This is a genomic window from Taibaiella sp. KBW10 (genome assembly GCF_003852495.1).
Classification (GTDB): Bacteria; Bacteroidota; Bacteroidia; order Chitinophagales; family Chitinophagaceae; genus Edaphocola.
Map to the genome: position 1 here is coordinate 600,268 of NZ_QAJI01000004.1, position 18,473 is coordinate 618,740.

Below are 18,473 nucleotides of genomic sequence, written 5' to 3' on the forward strand. Positions count from 1 at the left end.
GTGTAGGTTTTTAGTTGGTACTTTGGAATTGGTATTCATGGGTCTTTAAAAGATTACCATTCAGGTCTTTTACCCTGATCAGCCTGCCCAATGCATCATATTCGTAATAGGAAATATTGTTCTTATCGTCACATACGGAAGTGATCTGTGCTTTGCTATTGTAGGTGACGGTTTGCAGGGTGGCGGCGATGGGCATTAGCCGTAACTCATCTATAATACCGGTACCGGTTAATTGTAACTGGCTGTTTTGAAAATCATACTCGTAGAGTTTCCAGCCATTGATGGCAGGATTAGTGCTGCTGAGCAAGGTACCGTTAGCATAAACATTTGCAGCCCCTTGTGCCCAGAAGCTTACTCGGTAAGGTGTAGCGGTGTTCAGGCCACTTTTGGTGAGGCTGCCGCTACCCAGGTTACAGGCGCTCGTGCCGGTAAGGCCGCTGCTCTGGTAACTAATGCCGCTACCGGTCCAGGCATCGGTACTCGCGTTTTCAAAAGAAGTTGCCGATACCGTCGCTATATCTGCTCCGGCTACTACGGTGCTGATCTGGCCCAGTCTCGGGTTGTGATAGGTTTTGGAAAATAACTGATCATTGACGGTATAGCTGGTCGGGCTTCCGGCGCTATAGGATAATACGCCCAGGTCTTTGGTATAACGGCTGTCTTTATCTATTTGGGTACCATTAACGGTTGCCGGGCTGTAATCATCAATCGCATCGCTCAGTTTAAGGCTATAGATATTTTTGGGGGCACCGATCGGATTGCTGGCGACTTCCATATAATTACCGGCGGTCACCTTCTCTCCGTCCTCGTCCGAGGTGGTCTGGTATAATTCTAAAGGCACATTGTAGATGCGATTATCCTGAAGGCTTTTGATGCCTTGCAGTTCTCCGGATAAAGTACCGGTAGCCGGCAGGCTAAAATCACGGGCGTATTTAAAATTACTGATCTCTTTGGTACCATCGTTAAAAATGGTGGTAATGGTCGAAGGGGATTTTTGTTCGGGCGTATTATAGGTATAATTGGTGGTGGTGACCATTTCCTGTCCATTCAAATATTCTTTATTGACTTCCTGTGCCACTTGTACACTGGCGGATTTGATCTCGTATTTAATCAAGCGGATAAAATCAGAACCGGATGCCATTGCGTTGGTTGTTGTTTTAAAAGCATAAACACCATAACTGGATGTTGCAGCCGGAAAGCTGTTCGTATAATTCTTCTGTTGTTTGAGTACACCATTTTCATCGAAAGTCTTTGTACCGGCTAATTGTCCATTCTTATAGCTTTCAGACATAAAGAATGCGGGCAGCCCTTGGGGAACGACCATTGGCAAGCCTTGATTACGGTAGGTATTTACGATCTTACCATTAGCCGCACCGGTAATCTTTTTACTCACCTGACGATAGTAAATCGGAGAACCGATAACACCACCACTATTAACCAGATCATTAAATTGAAAAGTATAATAATCACTATACTGGATAATAGTAGGCCTAAGTGGATCGAGCGTCTCTTGCTCACATTTCATCGTCCATTCTTTGATCACATCCGGATATGAAAAAAGGATACCGCTGGAGTGCCCTGCACTGTCTGTTTCGTAGGTATAGGCTGTTGTTTGGGTCTTGTTACTATACTGGTCATAGTTCTCGATTGAAGCGATGCGCAAACCCGGGCCGATCTTGCTGTGGTTGTAGCCAATCACTTTATACTCTTTACTGTTCACCCTGACCATGGCAGTGGTACAGGTATCTTGTTGGATCGTACTTTCAAAATGATAGGTACCCGGATCCAATTCTATATCAAAATCCATTTCTTCTGCAAAAGATAAAATAGCACCGAAAGTTCCATTTTTGTATAGCACCGCACTTCCTGCGTAAGGACAAGGGCCTTGAGGGTTACCTGAAGAGCTATAATGGATAATGCTGGGGCTGAAAAAGCTGCTAAAGTGAAACCTGGTGGTCGTCGTAATCGTAAAAGGCGTCGTTATAGGTGTGGCATAATTAACGGTATTGGCATTAGTGGCATTGGTACGGCTAATCACTTGGTATACCGGTTCATTGACCCAATACCGGTTATTTTCAAAATTAAAATTGGTGTAACCACCTGTCGGGTAGGTGATTTTAGACAGGGTTCCGGCGATGGTTTCGGTTCCGGGCATACGGCTCTCGGAAGAATAATTATATTGAAATGTTGATGGGCCTCCATTACTACCTTGTAATAAAAGCTCTTCTTTTACAGGAAATTTAATGGCGCCAATCCTGTAATAACCCCATAGGTCCTGTAAGGTATCATTTCTTGCAGGTAAGGGAGTGCTGTTATAGTCAAAAGTGTATTCCCCGATGACCTGGTTATTGGAAGGGTCAAGTTGCTGTACTTTCTCCAATTTTAAGCGCTTGGCCGTATTGCCCATACCGGTAGCAGCGGTAAAATAATCAGTGGCCAGTAGGGTTTTCTGTACCAGGTTATTATTTTTATAGACACTGACATTATCCAATGCCTTAGTTCCCAATACATCTAAACGATTAGTTGTTGCCGCATTAAAATCGATCCGGGTATTTTCATAGTTGATGGATTTCAAACGTAAAGAAAGAATGCGCGAATAGGCATCTCTGCTTACCTGGGGAGATAAAGAGCAATAGCTGACCGCCCCCGGTTTGGCAATCGTTTTTTGAAAGTCCCAAATCTTATCTGTTTCCAACGTATCTACTTCATAGCTAAAGCTTACGGTAGATCCGGTTTTAGGATCGGAGATAGAACCCAAATACCAGGCGGTATTTACTGAAGCATCGTAAGTTGGAGCTGGAGATGGATTAGTAGTAGACAGGTTGTCCAGGTTTTTTTCAATCTTATTGAACAAATAGATCAGTCCATTATCATCGGTAACTTTAAAGGAGGTTAATTTACCGGGTAAGGGTAAACTGGCCTCCACTTTGATATCATCATTTGGAGTAAGGATGGCCTTCAGCTGCATCTCGTTGTTCTGCTGACCTTCGGGAAGTAATGTAAAGGTCCCCGACCTCCCGGCAAAGTTATAAGAGAACAGATCGGGCATAAAGTCATAACGGCCTTCGTCAATGGCCATTTTGAAATCCATAAAAGGGAGACCCTGTTGCTGGGCATCGTTAATTTCTATACCTGAAGTCACGTTATTAATGGTCTGGTAATTATAAAAGTAACCTGCATTACCGGCGCCAACAACGGCATCATCGGCCAAACCCTGTACGCGGCGAGTCACAACCCCACCCGCATCCAGCGAAAATCCAGCCCCTACCCAAGAGGTCTGCTCGCTTACTTTAATCCCCGAACCATGATAGGAAAGGCTAATAGGAAAGCTGATGTTGCCGACACTTACATTATATATAGGAATTTGGATATTGGGGGTACCAGTGCTTTCATTTACCGGGTACTCGCCATACTTGCCCAGCTCTGCCGCATTGGGCGATTGCGCCACTGCGGTCATGTTCTGTGTTAAGCTCTGGAAATAATTGTTCTGCTGCGCCGAAAGATGCCCCAAAGTCAATAGGGAAAAACAACTCAACAGGAAGGTGGTTTTAGTCATAGTATAGATTAAATATTAATGTGGTTATAAGTGTATTTCATTTTAGCATTTTATAATTTCCATCCCAACCTGATCATCCATGGCGAATTGATCCCTGATTTATCGCTCAGAAAGTTGTAGCCGATCAGGAAAGTACCTTGTGCTTTACTGTTGACTTTATAGCTTTTCATCACGCCTAAATAAGCGGCATCCTGTAACAAGCCCATAGCGGTTTTCAGGTTACTGCTGTTGCCATATTGCTCCTGTAGTTGCACGTAGGGACGATTATTGGGGCGCAGGCTCTTTTCGTAACCGCCTTGCAGGCTAATACCCCAGATAACTTTGTAATCTAAGTATACCCTGGCTGTAATTCCTTCATAACTGAGTTTGAGGTGCTGCCAGTCTTTACCCAAGCCCAGGCTGCCATCTAAGCCGACACCAAAGCTCAGTTTTGGGGTTTGCCGGTAAGCTGCGTTTATCCCCGTTTGCACCATTACGGGTTTTAAACCATCGGCCGAGGCTCTTTGACTTTGAAAGTTGTATTGCAGCTCCCAACGATGCCAGAAAGGAATACCTCTCATGGGATTTTTAAGTTCTTTTCCGGTACGCTTAAGGTTTTGTTTGCCCTCTTTAAGGCTGTTCTGCGTCTCTTTAACTAAGGCCTTATTTTCTTTTATCGTATTATTTACTTTCTTAACCTGGTTCAAGTGCTTATCGATTCCCAATTGCTTACTATATTCCTGTACCTGCTGCCCGGCCTGTTGTTGTAATTGATCCAGCTGATTGCCAAACTGCTGCTGCATGCCTGCAGCAACGCTGGCTTTGGTCTGAAAACCCATTTGTTGCAGTTCTTCTGCACTGATATTCGGATTATTCATCGCCGCCATATTATGGACGCCATTGGCCTTACTCAGGTATTCATTAAAACCTTCTATCCCCTGCAGGTAATCCAGCGCTTTTTGTTCGGCCTCATCAGGATCCTGTACGATCTGTTTCCAATAGCCTACCTGTTGCTGTCCATAACCAAAGGTTTGTTTCAGTTTAGCGGCCTTATCGGCAAGTGCTGTATTATTCAGGAGTTTTCCCAGATCGGTATTTCTTTGTTTAAGCCGGTTCTGAATATAGCTTTGTACATTCAGTTTTTGGTTAAGCTGCTCCAGTCCGGGTATATTGACGGCATTATTCGGTACCAACAGACCTGCCTTGTTTTGTATAAAATTCTGTATTTTCTTAAGACTATCCAGCGCTTTGCTAGGATATTTGGCTTGCGCCTGTTTCAAAAAAGTGGAATCTTTAAGGCTTTTGCCCAAACTATCGAAACTGAGGGAGCTTAATTTCCGGTAACGGGCATACAGCAGGGAATCGCTGCGCTGCAATTGGCGGGCCAACTGGTTTTCCTGTCTTTGCAGCCGCTTGAGTAAGCGGCGCTGGCTACGGCCGGCCTTCTTTTCGTATCGGGTATAATGCCCGGATTGTTTTTTAATATAAACCTTTGCAGCATGAACAATCTCGCTGCTGTCCGAAGCATAAATTAGGGTTTGATCCTGTGCCAGACTAGCGAAACAGGAGCTCATCAATAGAAGGACGATCAATAAAAAAGGATATTTCAAGGGCGCTAAAGAAAATTTCAGGCGAAAATATTACGTTAATTTTAATTATTTCCTAAAACGATCACATAAATAAAATAATATATATTATTACCTAATGATCAAATTTATTAATCTGTAAAAAGCACAAATAACAATATTATTTACATATATTTTACTGCAAATATTTTACTTATCTTTCTTAGGGCACTATCAGGCTTATATATTTATCGTTATAAATTCTTTAGTATAGATAGTAGCGGCTTCCTTTCCTGCAAAAAAAATCAGCAGCGAAAGGAGTCTTTCGCTGCTGATTGCTTTAATGCGGATCATGAGGTGCAGATGATCGTTTGTGTTGTTTTTGTTTTTAGCCTAGGTAATGTGTTTGTATAACTGATCGGGAGATAAACCCGTTATATTTAATAGAAAATGAGTTGGGCATATTCCTGGCAATTATTGGCCGGAATCCATCTTACCCTTATGTCGCTGCAACGCTCACATTGATACCCTAAACCCAGATAGCTATAGTTCAAGGGTAATGTACATGCGGGAGCAGGTTGCCCTACAACACCGGTCGTTGGGTTTTGACAAGCCGGAGAACCGCTATAGATCAGGGCACCGGTAATGCCTTTAGGAATTGGAGGATAGGATCCGGGTAAGGGGAAAAACGTTGTATTCGCGTAAGTTGCGGTACCACCGGGTGCCAAAGACATTATCCCGCTCTGATAATTGCGGCCACAGACACAGATCTCATCTCCGATAACACTATAAAAGACAGGACAATTGGTTTGGTTAACAACCCGCAGGGAATAAGCAGAGGGTGCTTGGGCAAATAAGGCACTGCTGCAAAGCAGCATCATTACAAATAAATATATTCTTTTCATAATCATTTCCAATTTTATAAACTCAAAAACCGGGAAAAACGTTTAGAAGGATAAAACATTTTTTTTGCAATAGCCACTTACAAGGCAAATGGTTTAAAACAAGTAAAGAGGGGCCTACTTTTTTCTAAAGGTTTTCGGATACATTCCTTTGATGTAAAATTCACAATATCAATAACTTATACAAAGGGGAAATCCCTTTTTTATAGAGAGCACAAAAAACTACTCTCTTATATGTGATTTAAAAAATACCCTAAAACATAATACTGGCATAAGCTGCAAAGGAAAAGAAGCCTATTTCTCAATTAAGTGTTTACTAAAAAAAAGCAGAACAAACAAAGGAATTCCTATATTTATTTAAGCAAAAAGGCGATCATTTTAAACAGTAAATGCCTAAAAATGAGTCAATTATATATAATATTGTCATCACAGTATAAGCAACCATTTTGTTCATCCTTTTGTCCGGCAACAGAAAAACCCACCGGAAATTATCCGGGGTCATAAACTCATTGACGGATACTTTCTGAAATATATTCATGTGCAGCAAGGGCTACCCCACCCTCTAGTAACTAATCGCTCAAAAAAAGACCATTATCAGCATCATCTTGAAGTAGTGTAAAAGGTCTTCCCTTTTTATTCAAGCAAAAAAAAATCGGGGTTTAAAACCCCGATCTCTCTTTTATTCAGAACTGTAATGAAACAGACTGAGTATAATTATTATTGTTTTGCAATCACTTGCGTACTGTTTTTCTGACCATTAATGGTTGTGGTTAAAAAGTAGGTACCGGCATTCAGCTGATCCAGTCCGTCCATTTTAACAAGATGATATCCTTTAGGAAGCGTTACCGTGCGTTGTGCAACCATACGGCCGGTTACGTCAGTAAGGCTCAGCTGTACCAAACCTTGCTCATTCATTGTTACTGTATTAGTAAACGCGGCATGAAAAGGATTAGGGTAAGCAACTGTCTGAACGGCTGCCGCTACATATTGGCTGGCATGTTTGCCACAATCAGCGTGAAACTGGGGAGGTGTTGAGCCACCGCCTCTAAACACAGGATTGTTCCATTTGTGGAAAGCATGATGTAGCAAATAGTTACTACTGCCGGAACTTTTTTCTGTGAAATAAGTCGCGTACAGGAAGTCCGGAGCTAATCCGCCCTGGCCGTCACTTATCTTACTGAATGCTATAGCAGAGACAGGGTAAGAAAATGAATTAAGAGAATTAGGCAAACGCATATAATCCGGAGCACTGATGAGTGATGTACCACTTTCTTTCATTTCCAGAGCAATGTATTGGGAGCCGATGCCACCCGTAGTATACCAACCCACAGTAATCTGTCCGGTAGTACCACCCGCACCACCATCACCGTAGTGTAAAGCAGGTGCCGTCGCTTTGTATCTGCGGTCTGTCGCGGCATTACCCAATGATCCGTTATTAACAATCACTGTTGCCGGAGCGCTTGCAGAATGATAATCCATATGGCGTACATAAATCCTGCTGCCATCGGTATAAGAATAAGCCCAGTTTTCTACATCATAGTGATCAGGACAATCCAGTACCAGATCGGAGATGGAGGCTGGTCCTGAATTTACATCTTCCACAAGAGCAGTCATGGTAGCGGTACTGCCAAAAGGAACAGCCAACAACACATTCCAGTCTAATACCGATTCAATGATCGTGCCGGTTGGTGGATTTTTATACACAAAATGTACATTAAGCGGTCCGGAGCTGTGGCTAAAAGCGACATCAGGACCTGAATATTTTTTGGTACCGGAAAGCGTGGTTATACCACTCCAGTTGCCTGCATTGCCCACCATGGTTTGGATACCGATACCGGGATAGTCCCAGGTGATGGCTACGCCATAAAGTTTATGGCTATCCATACGTATACGGCCATAAGTGGATGAGCTGGATAAGTTGATAGTGGTTCCCAGGGATAAAGGGCTACCAGGCGAACCGGTCATATTGTATATATCAAGATAGTGGCCCCCCATACTAAAACTATAGTAAGAAACCAGTACCACATAATCACTGATATTGCCGTCCCATACAATGCCTACGTTTATATCTGTGGCATCCGGGTACTGAAATGCACCTTGAGAGACGGTGCTGGTGGGGTTAGAAGGATTGGTGAAATGATAAATAAATTCACCGGCTGTACCAGGAAGGTTAGAATTCCAGGCAGAAAGGTAAAGGTCTGTCAAACCGAAGCCGGTATTAACATTTTTCATGGAGTAATTAGCGGTTCCGGTCGGTTTTTTGACCCCAAAAGGAGCATAAATGAATTCGCTGGCTAAAGGTGTGGTAAATACCTGTGCAGAAATTGTATCCGATCCGGCGATGAGTAGGGAAAGAGGAATGACCAACTTTTTTAGAGATTTTAACATGGGATAAATTGTTGATTAGTGAATAATATTTAAATAATCAATTGCCGATAGGTTATTAGCTATAAAACATGGATAATGGTACTTCCTTTTGAAGGCTATTATCCCGTTTTATCTACGGGCAAGCACCGATGTCTACCGGTTCGTCTACTTTGTAAAATACCTGCCTCCTTCCAGGTCGTTTTAGGATATATTTTGGTTAACAGAAGGTTAAATATAATTATCATTTTTTTTAATTCCAAATGATATGATTTATTTAAAATGTTATAAAAAACTTAAAACCAGTGAAATAGAAGTAAAAGTGAATCTAGGCATAGGATACCATCGGAAGAAAAAATTATCGCAGCTAAAACATGAGCATATAACAATGCTGATAACCGGAACATTTGCGGACACGGAGCAAGATTGGGCTTAGGAAGGCCCGGAATTGATCGGGGCGGGGTAAATATGGGGAGACATAAAACACTTTTATACGGCCTTGGGTTTCAGCCCCCGGAACAAACGCCTGCCCTACTTCCCATATCCATTAAAGTGCAATAACTTATTGTTTGGCAAATGCCAACCTGAAGGCTTTGGGGCTTTTACCGCGCTGGGTTTTAAAAAATTTATTAAGATGGCTTTCATCGGTGAAACCCAGCTCATCGGCGATTTCTGTAATACGCCTGTCGCTGTGTTTCAAGCGGTGTTCAATCAATGTGGTTTTATAATTATTGATAAATGATTGTAGGGTCTCGCCGCTATGTTTCTTAAAATATTTGCCCAGGTAATTTTCAGAGATGCCAAATGCTTTACAGATGCTTTCTGTACGGATTTTTTCAGGCTCATATATGTGGCACTGTATATAGTTGAGCATTTCAATAATACGCGCTTCTGAAGATTCATCAATATTCTGCGGCAGGTATTTGGCAATATTACGCGCCACCACCATAATCAATGTGTTGACCAATTGTCCGGTCAGTTCGCCATGGTACAGGTCTTTGTTTACTGCCTCGCGGATCAGCGCTTCTACCAGCGGACGTACAAGTGTTTTATCGCTTTGGTTTTTTAAGATACAGCCCGGCTTATGGTTGGCATTTTGCAGGATAAATTCCAGCCGCTGTATATTTTCCTGAGAAAATCCATTCCCTTTCAGGTAAATATTACGGAAACGCAGGAAGAAAAACCGTGTGGTACTGTCGATAGAGAACTGGCTGCAGTCCTGTGGTGTCAGCAAAAACATGTGGTTTTCGTAATACGAAAAACGATGCTGGTTAATGCAGTGCTGCCCGCTTCCGGACAAGATAAACACCAATTCGAAAAAATTCTTTTTACCCTGCAGTTCAGGAAATGTATCAAGGGTTTCGAAATGGATGTTATAAGGTTCGTATAAAAAATTGGGCTTCATACCGACAAAATTAATAGGAGCAAATATATACCTAATTAAAGCAATTTTATACTACACAACAGCCATTTAACGGTATATTTTTGCTTTATCAAATCAACAAAATACGATTAAGCATGAGAGCAATAATAGGCGCAACGATTTTAATACTGGCGGCAACACCCCTCAAGGCGCAACAAAAAGCGGACAAAATTTTTCATTATTCGACTATGGATGCGATGCGCAACGGCGTATATACCGGCGGGCTCAGTGTAAAAGAGGCAAAGCAAAAGGGCGATTTCGGCTTAGGCACCTTCCATCTGCTGGATGGGGAACTGATTGCCCTAAACGGAACCATTTACCGGGTGGCCACCGACGGCACTGTAGCGATAGCCAGTGATCAGCGCAGCATTCCTTTCGGTTCTTTTACCTTTTTCAAAGCAGACCATACTATAATATTAAAAGACATAAACACAATTGATGATTTACAAAAAGAGTTATTAAATCATCTGCCTTCTAAAAACCGTTTTTACGCCCTTAAAATTGAAGCTACTTTCAATAATATATCACTGGGAGGTGCGATCAAAACCCATGAATCGGATACTACCGGCATCGCTGCCTTTATGAAAAACAGACCGGTATATACCAAATCGAATGTCCGGGGCACCATCGTAGGCTTTTATAACCCGCCCTATATTAGCGGTATCGATCTGTCGCCTTTTCACTTTCATTTCCTTTCTACCGACAAAAACTTTGGCGGGCACTTAATGAACGGAAAGCTATCTTCTGCAACAATCACGGTTTACGCAGATGAAAAAGACAGCTATGAGCTGGCGCTGCCAAACACAGACAATGCGGGATACCGGCGACACTGGAAAACATCTGAAACAACCGCTACATACTAATTCTTAACCATACATTTTAATCTTTCACACAATGAAAAGGACAAAGAAATTCCTGCTTTTAACGGCTACAAGCCTACTCTTTAATCAGGCAAATGCACAAGAACGCATACTACAAACAGACTTTAGCAAAGGGAGCTGGGAACAAGTGGGCAAAGGCCTGCAGCGTAAATGGGTAACCGGTTCTGAAAGCACTTTTGCCCATTGGAAAATGGATAAAGGTGCTCACGTACCGCCACATCAGCACCCTAACGAGCAGGTCACTTATATTACCAGCGGCAGCGTAAAGGTGATTATGGATGGGAAAGATCATATTGTAAAAGCAGGGGGCGTACTCGTCATTCCTCCGAATACAACGCATGAATTTTTCTGCCTGGAAGATGGCACGGTAGACCTCGATTTTTTCGCCCCGGCCCGTAAAGATTGGATAGAAGGTACGGCCAATTATATTCCACAACAGCAACGTAGCATAGAAAAGGTCGCACAATTTGATGATGTACGGCCGGGCAACGTAGCGGTAAGTAAAGATGGACGTGTGTTTGCCACCATTCATCCACTAGGTAATCCTAAGCAGCAATTGGTAGAGATTATAAATGGCAAAGCCATTCCTTTCCCCTCGCTTGCCCTTCAAAAAAACGGAAATCCGGCCAGTGATAAAACCTTTGATACCCCTCTGGGTATAACCGTAGACGATAATAACCAACTGTGGATGATCGATATGGGATTGGAACTGGGAAAAACCCGCTTATGGCGTTTCGATTTAAAAAAGAATACTGTAGCAGAGACAATATACTTTTCTCCGGAAATCGCGCCTAAAGGAAGTTTTCTGCAGGATGTCGCTATTGATGCAAAAAGAGGATGGGCTTACCTGGCCGACATTACGAATCCGGGTATCATTACCTTGAATCTTAAAACAAAAAAGGCCCAAAGATTTAGCGGTCACGCAGCCTTGCAGGCAGAAGATGTGGATATGATGATTGGCGGACGGGTTATCAACTTTGGTGGCAAACCGGCACGTGTCGGCATCAATCCGATTACGCTTTCAGCAGATGGAGAAACGCTTTTCTTCGGCTCTATGAATGGTACTACCTGGTATAAAGTACCGGCAAAACTATTTCGTGAAAACGCCGATGAGCTTACGATTGGCAATGCCATACAAAAATTTGGCGACAAGCCTATCAGTGATGGGGTGGCAACAGATGCCCAAGGCAATCATTATATGACCAACCTGGGTGGCTATAGCATCAGCAAACTGGATGCAAAGGGCCAACTCAGTAATTGGGTAACGGACAGGGCTTTGAACTGGCCGGATAATATAGCATTATCTCCGGATGGATACCTGTATATTTCGGTTAACCAACTATACACGACGCCGGCCTTTACCGGTGGTACTGACCAGGGCAGACCACCCTATTTCATTTACCGTATCAAACTATAAAAAAGCGGTTACCGATCTCAAAGCCGCCGCTGAACCGTATATAAATAACATTTTAAAAATATTCTAATGAAAGCCATCGGATTTAAAACCTCTTTGCCCCTTACCGAAGCGGAAAGTTTCCTCGCATTTGAAAAAGATATTCCCAGCCCTTTGGGGCACGACCTGCTGGTAAAAATAGAAGCTATCGGCATCAATCCGGTAGATTTCAAGATTCGTCAAAATAGCTTGAAAAATCAGGTACTGGATAGCCCTAAAATAATCGGCTGGGATGCCGTGGGTACGGTAGCAGCAGTGGGCAACCAGGTTTCACTTTTCAAAATAGGCGATAAAGTTTTTTATGCAGGCGATATTAACAAAGATGGTTGCAACCAGGAATTCCAATTGGTTGATGAACGTATTGTGGGTTTTGCCCCTAGAAAGATAAGTGCCGCGGAAGCGGCTGCGATACCATTAACCGCACTTACTGCATTTGAATTATTATTTGACCGGATGCGGTTGCATCCGGAAAAGGACAAGGGCAAGTCAATCCTGATTATCGGGGGTGCAGGCGGTGTAGGCTCTATTGCCATCCAAATAGCTAAAAAGCTTTTGGGTTTAACCGTAATTGCTACGGCATCAAGACCGGAAAGTATGGCCTGGTGTACGACACAAGGTGCCGATTTTGTGGTAAACCATAAAAACCTGGTAACAGAAGTAAGGCAGAGGGGCCACGAAACGGTAGATTTCATACTGGATCTGGTTGATGTGAATCAGTATTGGGATGCTTTTGTACAGCTGATTAAACCACAGGGTAGCATCGGTAGCATCAGTGATCCGGTAGCACCGGTCAATCTTCGTCAGTTAAAGGGAAAGAGTGTCAGTTTCCATTGGGAGCTGATGTTTACCAGGAGTATGTTTCAAACGGATGATATGATCGGGCAGCATCATATACTGAATACTGTAGCGGAGCTTTTGGATAAGGGTATTCTACAAACCACGTTACAAAAAACCTTTAATGGGTTTAGCGTTGAGCATTTAAAAGCCGCGCACCATTTACAAGAGAGCGGCCAGACCATCGGAAAAACGGTTCTTGTATATTAATTTATCTGAAATCCGGATCTAGGCAACTATTTTTTCGTCCTTTTATGGCCACAAAAGGACGAAAAATGCTATCGCTGTGATGAAAACAATAAGTAATCTGTACAAAACAGATCGCTTAGGACCGGTATTATAAATCCGGCGTTAAGAAAATCATTGGCTCGGTCGATAAAGGCGTAAACCATTGTCTGAGCGCAGCGAGTTTGGTTTGCGACCGACCGACACCTTGATTTTTAGCCATGGATTTATATAGCCTTGATTTTTGGGCGCTACCTTTTGCATCAAGGCAAAAGGTAGCATAACGATAAATGAAAACCAAAAGAATAAAGAAAGTCTTTATTTCCTAAAAGCGGATACTCAATTAATTTTAATAGCGTCTTGATCCTGAAAATTAAAGGAAATGCAGCCAATAAGATTGATCGGAAGAAGACATATCGCAATCTTTCGCTATTGATCGGGCTGCTTCCTTTTACAGCATGCAAGCCCTGTGACGGAATATTTTATTGCTTTACAATTTTATAAGACTGACCGTTGACGAGTATAGTGTAAATACCTTGGGACAATTGTCCCATATGTAACTGCAGCTGTTTACCATAATGTCTTATACCCACCATTATGGTCACGTCTTTACCCTGTTCGTTAAAAACCCGGATTCTATCTGATGATATATCTGTTTGGGCTACGAGATAAACGAATTGTGTAACCGGGTTAGGATATACCTCCATCAAAGCTTGCGCACAATCAATATCATTTCTCAATACTTTGCTGTAGATCGATGCGCCGCCAATATAGTTAATCTTAATCCTAAAAAATCCGGCTCCGGGATAGGTGTAACTTTTTACAGTTCCATCCAGGATGGCCAGCGGACGCCATACTATGCCATCTTTACTATAGCCCAGTTCAATACCGGATACGATTTCCGCATCCGTTGCGATAGTCCAGTTCAAAACAGTATGGCAGTCTTTGGTCTGTACAGAGAAGTCTTTGACACTAATCGGAAGTGGCGAAGGTATAGACAATATAAGCTGTTCGGGAAAGCCATTTTTGGTATTAAAACGCAGCTCGGTAGTGGTATCTCCCGGCTGCAGAGAAACATTGGCATTGGCGGAGTCTATAGCCCATAGTCCCCTTAATACGATGGTTACCGTATCGGTCTGCGCCACACGATGTAAACGGGAAGCGACACCACTAATCTGTCCCCAGCTATAGGATTCATTAGCGGCCAGCAGGCCCAGGTTGGGGTTCGTAAGACTGACCTTTATCTTTTGCCCGCCATTCATTTTCCGGGTCATGATTATTGCAGGTTTATTGCTTTTAACAAACACGTCTGTGCTTGCCAGCGCGGCATTCTTCCACACGACATAGCAATAGGTAGAATCGGGCTTATGCAATACAATATGCGCCAGGCTATCCTGCTGTATTACAGAAAAGTAATTATTAAAATTTTGCAGGAAATCTGCAGTAGCTGCCCCACCCTGCACCTTTATACCATATTGATAGCTACCCACAGCCGGAGCGATTCCATGATCCAAATATGCTTTTGTAAAATTGCCGGTCAGTACAGACGTATTAGATTCATCCGGAGCAGACTGGCTCGCCCGGCTCAATACAACGGTATGGGCATTATAGCTGTTAGCCGGTACTACGTAGCCATTACCCATAGCATCAGTAGCCCACAGTCCGCCGCCATTCTGGCTAAAATTATAATTATTACCAGAAACGGTCGTTCCGTTTACCAGGCTGGTATTCGTACCGCTAATTGCATTCTGAAATAAGGTTGTATGAATTGGGTATGTGCCACCTATATCCTTAATATTGGATCCCAGGCAAAGGATCTGATCTCCAAAGAAGAAATATGTCTTCAATGCAGTCATACCGCTTGTAGAATTATAATCTTTATAGTCCATTGCAAAAATACCGGAGGACTGATCCAGATGGGCATGCGCCAGAAAATCCTTTCCGTTCATTTGGCGCATGGCAAAGTTTGCCATAGTCGCAAAGGGTACATCAGCTACCGTCGTACCGGGAAGGTGCGCCCAGTCCCAGCCGGCGAAGGAAAGGCCATTGCTGTCCGGGCTTACCGGATTGCCGTGGGTCAGTATTTCCAGGACGCCTGCAGCACCGTAGGCGCCCAGCCGGTTTTCGGCATCCCCATTTTCAAAATGCCAGATGATCTTGCTGGTGCCTTTTACGCTTATTTGCCAGCCATTGTATTTATGTATACTAAGCCCTGCATACGGGAACCCGAAATGCCCGTTTGTCAGCTCCGCTAATGGCGCGAGACCGGCATCCAGTACATTTACCATATCCTGTATGCCACCCATACTATGGATCATATTAATACTGAGCACATTACTTCTCTGCAGATTTGTATTAGCAGTAGGCGATAATGCCCAAAGCCTTACAAATTCACTACCTGCATCTGCATTGATGATGGGATCTGCCGCATACAAATAGGCTAAAGCAGGCCGGAGGATATTTAAGGATGAGGTATTTGTAGGGAACCGACCTGCTAATCCACGGGGCATGGTAAAATCGATACTGAATTTACGATAATTCATTACCGCTTTTTTAAGATTATCCTTCGCTACTGCACCCAACTGGTAAGGGCTACCGGAAAGCATGAGGCAGAGGATGGACGCCTGATGCAAGGCATCTACCCCATAGGTATTGGCATAGGCACCGCGGTGGTGATAGGTTATAAAATCTGGCTTGATACAATCTGCCCAGCCATTACTAACTAATAGAGAATTATTGATAAAAGCCGAGAGATGATCCATATTGGCCAAACGGCTTGCAGCAGTATCATCCTGTGCCAGCACATAACAAAGACGCTGCTGTAGAGAGGCCCTGATCACATCGCTGTTGTAACCCGGATAAGTAAAATTAAAGTAAGGAAATTCCGGAGCGACAAATTTGGTAATCCCGTTTAGCGCGCCCATGTGGTGTACAAATTTCCCGGCAGCTTTTAGTTCCTCTTTCATCAAGAAAATAGCCGTGGCATAGGCAGAGGAGCGCAAAGCGATTCCGTGACTACTCGTAACTACTTCTTCGTTTCCTAAAATAAGGTCATACGCAAAATCGGTGGTATCGCTTACACCTTTGGCCGCTATGTAATCAAAGATCATAAGGATCGTATCCCTTAATGTAGTCCGGTTATAATCCGGATTAGGACTGGTCGCTCCCCCGGGTATGCTATAGAGCATCACCAGCCGGATCAGCTTTTGCTCGGTCAGCAAAAAGAATTGGTTTTTGTCCACAGTCTGGTCAAAATTCCATGGCGCTCCAGGATTGGCAAAATCAAAGGCGGAAAGATCCCTGGCCGCTATACCCGCATTACGAAAGCGGATATAGCGGTCATTGACAATAGTGTGGCCATAGTTCACACTAGTGCCGCTAAGCCAATTCCGGTACTTTACAGCAACACTATTAATTGCTGTATTTTGTGTATAACTTACTGTGGCCCATGCCATCAACAGGACTAATAATATAAATCGCTTCACAACATTGATTTTTAAGAAATTAAGCATTTCATCAATGGTAAAATTATATTGTTCTTCTTTAGCTACACATCACCCTAAAAGGTGAATTTTTACAAAAACAGATGCTTTATGTTTCATCAGTAGACCCAACACTTATAATAATTAGCGCAGGAATAAAATCACAATAAACCATTCCATCATTTGGGATGACCATAAAAGAATAGAAAATACCTACTTCATTAAGGCGATCGCCACCTATCATGAGTTCAATTGGTTTCTTGTATATTTATTTTGAGCCTTAAACGAGCCGGGTACACTGTACAACAATTGCAGCGCTAAGTACAAAATTATTATCGAAATGATGAAATCGGATAAGCACGGAACAGCTAAACACCGGATTACGGTAAGGTATACCTCGGCTTATTTTATTAGGGTCTGATCGATCTGCTTGGGATCCAGTGCTCCATCTATTTTCGTGTAAGTACCTGCAATGCTCGCTCCTCCGGAACAATAAAATTGCAAAGCCCCATCCGGTGTACCCGCTTCAGCACTTATCGTTATTGTGTTGCTCTGGAAAGTGTATACTACGGCTCCGGTTTGTAGTGCCGTTTTGTATATACCCTCAGCTGTTTTCACAGCTTTAGCATCCATCGTACAGGTAGCTTTTTTCTTATCGGCACGGGAGCGTATACGTATTTCAATTTCTTTTGGTCCCAAATAATGAACCGTAACGCCAACCCAGTCATAGCCCTTGTTGCGTGCTGCATAATCCTGCGAAACATAATTATCGTCTGGACGATGCGCATTACTGTCTTCCGCAACAACTGCAGGAATAGGATCAGACGGTTGGGGCAAGGGTTGTTGTACTCCGCTGCTGTCAAGACTATTGCAGGAAGCGCCGGAGAATAACATAAAAGCAATTGCTGTAAGCGTATTATATTTCATAAAGGGTTATTGCGTTTATTTATTATTATTACATTGCTGTGCCGCACTCATTCCACTCAGAGAAAGATCCATGGCCTTTTTAGCCTGCTTGCGTGTGTCTTTCAGCGCGGCGGCATCATATGCTTTCTTACCGAAGGTGTAAGCCTCCAAGGCATAGGTTTCTGCAAGCGGACAGTCACATTGGGGCGCATAAGATGCTGCTTGTTTGGCATAGTCCATACCTTTTTGGATAAATTTACGGGCAGCCTCAATTTCGCTGGCCTTACCGGCATCTTTAAATTTTAGGTAAGCCATTTCGGAATAGGTAACAACCATCATACAATTGCTACCTTCTGCCGCTTTAGCCTGAAGGAGGTTAAATGCCGGTAACATAAAAATGGCAATCGCAATGCCGGCAGTAAAGATTTTTTTTCGTTTCATAAAAAAGGTTTTAAATAATGAACAATTTAGAAGAGGAACAGAAATAATTAATCCAATTGCTTTCCGGTACATTGGTCCTTGTACACGATTACGTTGCCGAAGGTTACCTGACCATTTGCGTCTGTAACACTATATGCATGTATCCCCGATTCCAGTTCAAACCGGGCAGTTCCCTGTGTATTGTCACAATCCGGTATCGAAGGCCATTGCAGGAGAATTTGCTTGGCGTTACCCTCAATAGTTACATTCATCCAACCACCATGCGCTCCTATGTCATTCGTCCAGAAAGTAATCCTTCCTTTTCCATCGGGTTCCTGTTTGTCGCATGAATTGAGCAAAAAGGTAAGGCAAACAAGCAAAAATATAGTCCGTTTATTACGCATAATAGTGTATTAATGGTTTGTTATTATTAAAATTAATCAGAAATTATCAATATATATTTATTTTCTCATTAATAATATT

12 protein-coding genes are annotated in these 18,473 nt (G+C 43.0%); 3 read left to right on the forward strand and 9 right to left on the reverse strand.

The features are described 5' to 3' along the window. Nucleotides 1–10 precede the first annotated feature (10 nt). From DBR32_RS10335 to DBR32_RS10355, 5 genes are all read right to left on the reverse strand, one after another. The gene (locus DBR32_RS10335; RefSeq protein ID WP_124636233.1) at nucleotides 11–3,556 is read right to left on the reverse strand and encodes a hypothetical protein; all 3,546 of its coding nucleotides are present in this window, start codon (nucleotides 3,554–3,556) and stop codon (nucleotides 11–13) included. 50 nt (nucleotides 3,557–3,606) lie between these two features. Then, entirely contained in the window at nucleotides 3,607–5,145 is a 1,539-nt protein-coding gene (locus DBR32_RS10340; protein WP_124636234.1) for a hypothetical protein, read from the reverse strand. Nucleotides 5,146–5,540: 395 nt separating this feature from the next. Further along, a complete protein-coding gene (locus DBR32_RS10345; protein WP_124636235.1) occupies nucleotides 5,541–6,005 on the reverse strand; it encodes a hypothetical protein in 465 nt (154 codons plus the stop codon). 714 nt (nucleotides 6,006–6,719) lie between these two features. After that, nucleotides 6,720–8,390 carry a T9SS type A sorting domain-containing protein gene (locus DBR32_RS10350; protein ID WP_124636236.1) on the reverse strand — a complete coding sequence of 557 codons (1,671 nt, stop codon included), beginning with the start codon at nucleotides 8,388–8,390 and terminating at the stop codon, nucleotides 6,720–6,722. A 538-nt stretch (nucleotides 8,391–8,928) separates the two neighbouring features. Then, nucleotides 8,929–9,771, reverse strand: a complete 843-nt coding sequence (locus DBR32_RS10355; protein WP_124636237.1) for an AraC family transcriptional regulator — start codon at nucleotides 9,769–9,771, stop codon at nucleotides 8,929–8,931. Nucleotides 9,772–9,884: 113 nt separating this feature from the next. Here DBR32_RS10355 and budA point away from each other — a divergent pair, with 113 nt between their 5' ends. The 3 genes from budA (at nucleotide 9,885) to DBR32_RS10370 (ending at nucleotide 13,167) form a co-directional block, all read left to right on the forward strand. Further along, complete coding sequence (budA, locus tag DBR32_RS10360; protein WP_124636238.1) at nucleotides 9,885–10,652, forward strand: acetolactate decarboxylase; 768 nt, start codon at nucleotides 9,885–9,887, stop codon at nucleotides 10,650–10,652. Between the two features lie 31 nt (nucleotides 10,653–10,683). Then, complete coding sequence (locus DBR32_RS10365) at nucleotides 10,684–12,087, forward strand: L-dopachrome tautomerase-related protein (RefSeq protein ID WP_124636239.1); 1,404 nt, start codon at nucleotides 10,684–10,686, stop codon at nucleotides 12,085–12,087. Nucleotides 12,088–12,153: 66 nt separating this feature from the next. Beyond that, nucleotides 12,154–13,167: a zinc-binding alcohol dehydrogenase family protein gene (locus DBR32_RS10370; protein WP_124636240.1), complete on the forward strand. Its 1,014-nt coding sequence runs from the start codon at nucleotides 12,154–12,156 to the stop codon at nucleotides 13,165–13,167. Between the two features lie 497 nt (nucleotides 13,168–13,664). On the opposite strand, the gene DBR32_RS10375 is transcribed toward DBR32_RS10370, so the two are convergent. From DBR32_RS10375 to DBR32_RS10390, 4 genes are all read right to left on the reverse strand, one after another. Further along, the gene (locus DBR32_RS10375; protein WP_124636241.1) at nucleotides 13,665–16,667 is read right to left on the reverse strand and encodes a polysaccharide lyase family 8 super-sandwich domain-containing protein; all 3,003 of its coding nucleotides are present in this window, start codon (nucleotides 16,665–16,667) and stop codon (nucleotides 13,665–13,667) included. Nucleotides 16,668–17,066: 399 nt separating this feature from the next. Then, nucleotides 17,067–17,591, reverse strand: coding sequence for a hypothetical protein (locus tag DBR32_RS10380; RefSeq protein ID WP_124636242.1), 525 nt, complete (start codon nucleotides 17,589–17,591; stop codon nucleotides 17,067–17,069). Between the two features lie 15 nt (nucleotides 17,592–17,606). Further along, on the reverse strand, nucleotides 17,607–18,011 hold the full coding sequence (locus tag DBR32_RS10385) for a hypothetical protein (protein WP_124636243.1): 405 nt from the start codon (nucleotides 18,009–18,011) through the stop codon (nucleotides 17,607–17,609). 47 nt (nucleotides 18,012–18,058) lie between these two features. Further along, the gene (locus DBR32_RS10390) at nucleotides 18,059–18,394 is read right to left on the reverse strand and encodes a hypothetical protein (RefSeq protein ID WP_124636244.1); all 336 of its coding nucleotides are present in this window, start codon (nucleotides 18,392–18,394) and stop codon (nucleotides 18,059–18,061) included. Nucleotides 18,395–18,473 lie beyond the last annotated feature (79 nt).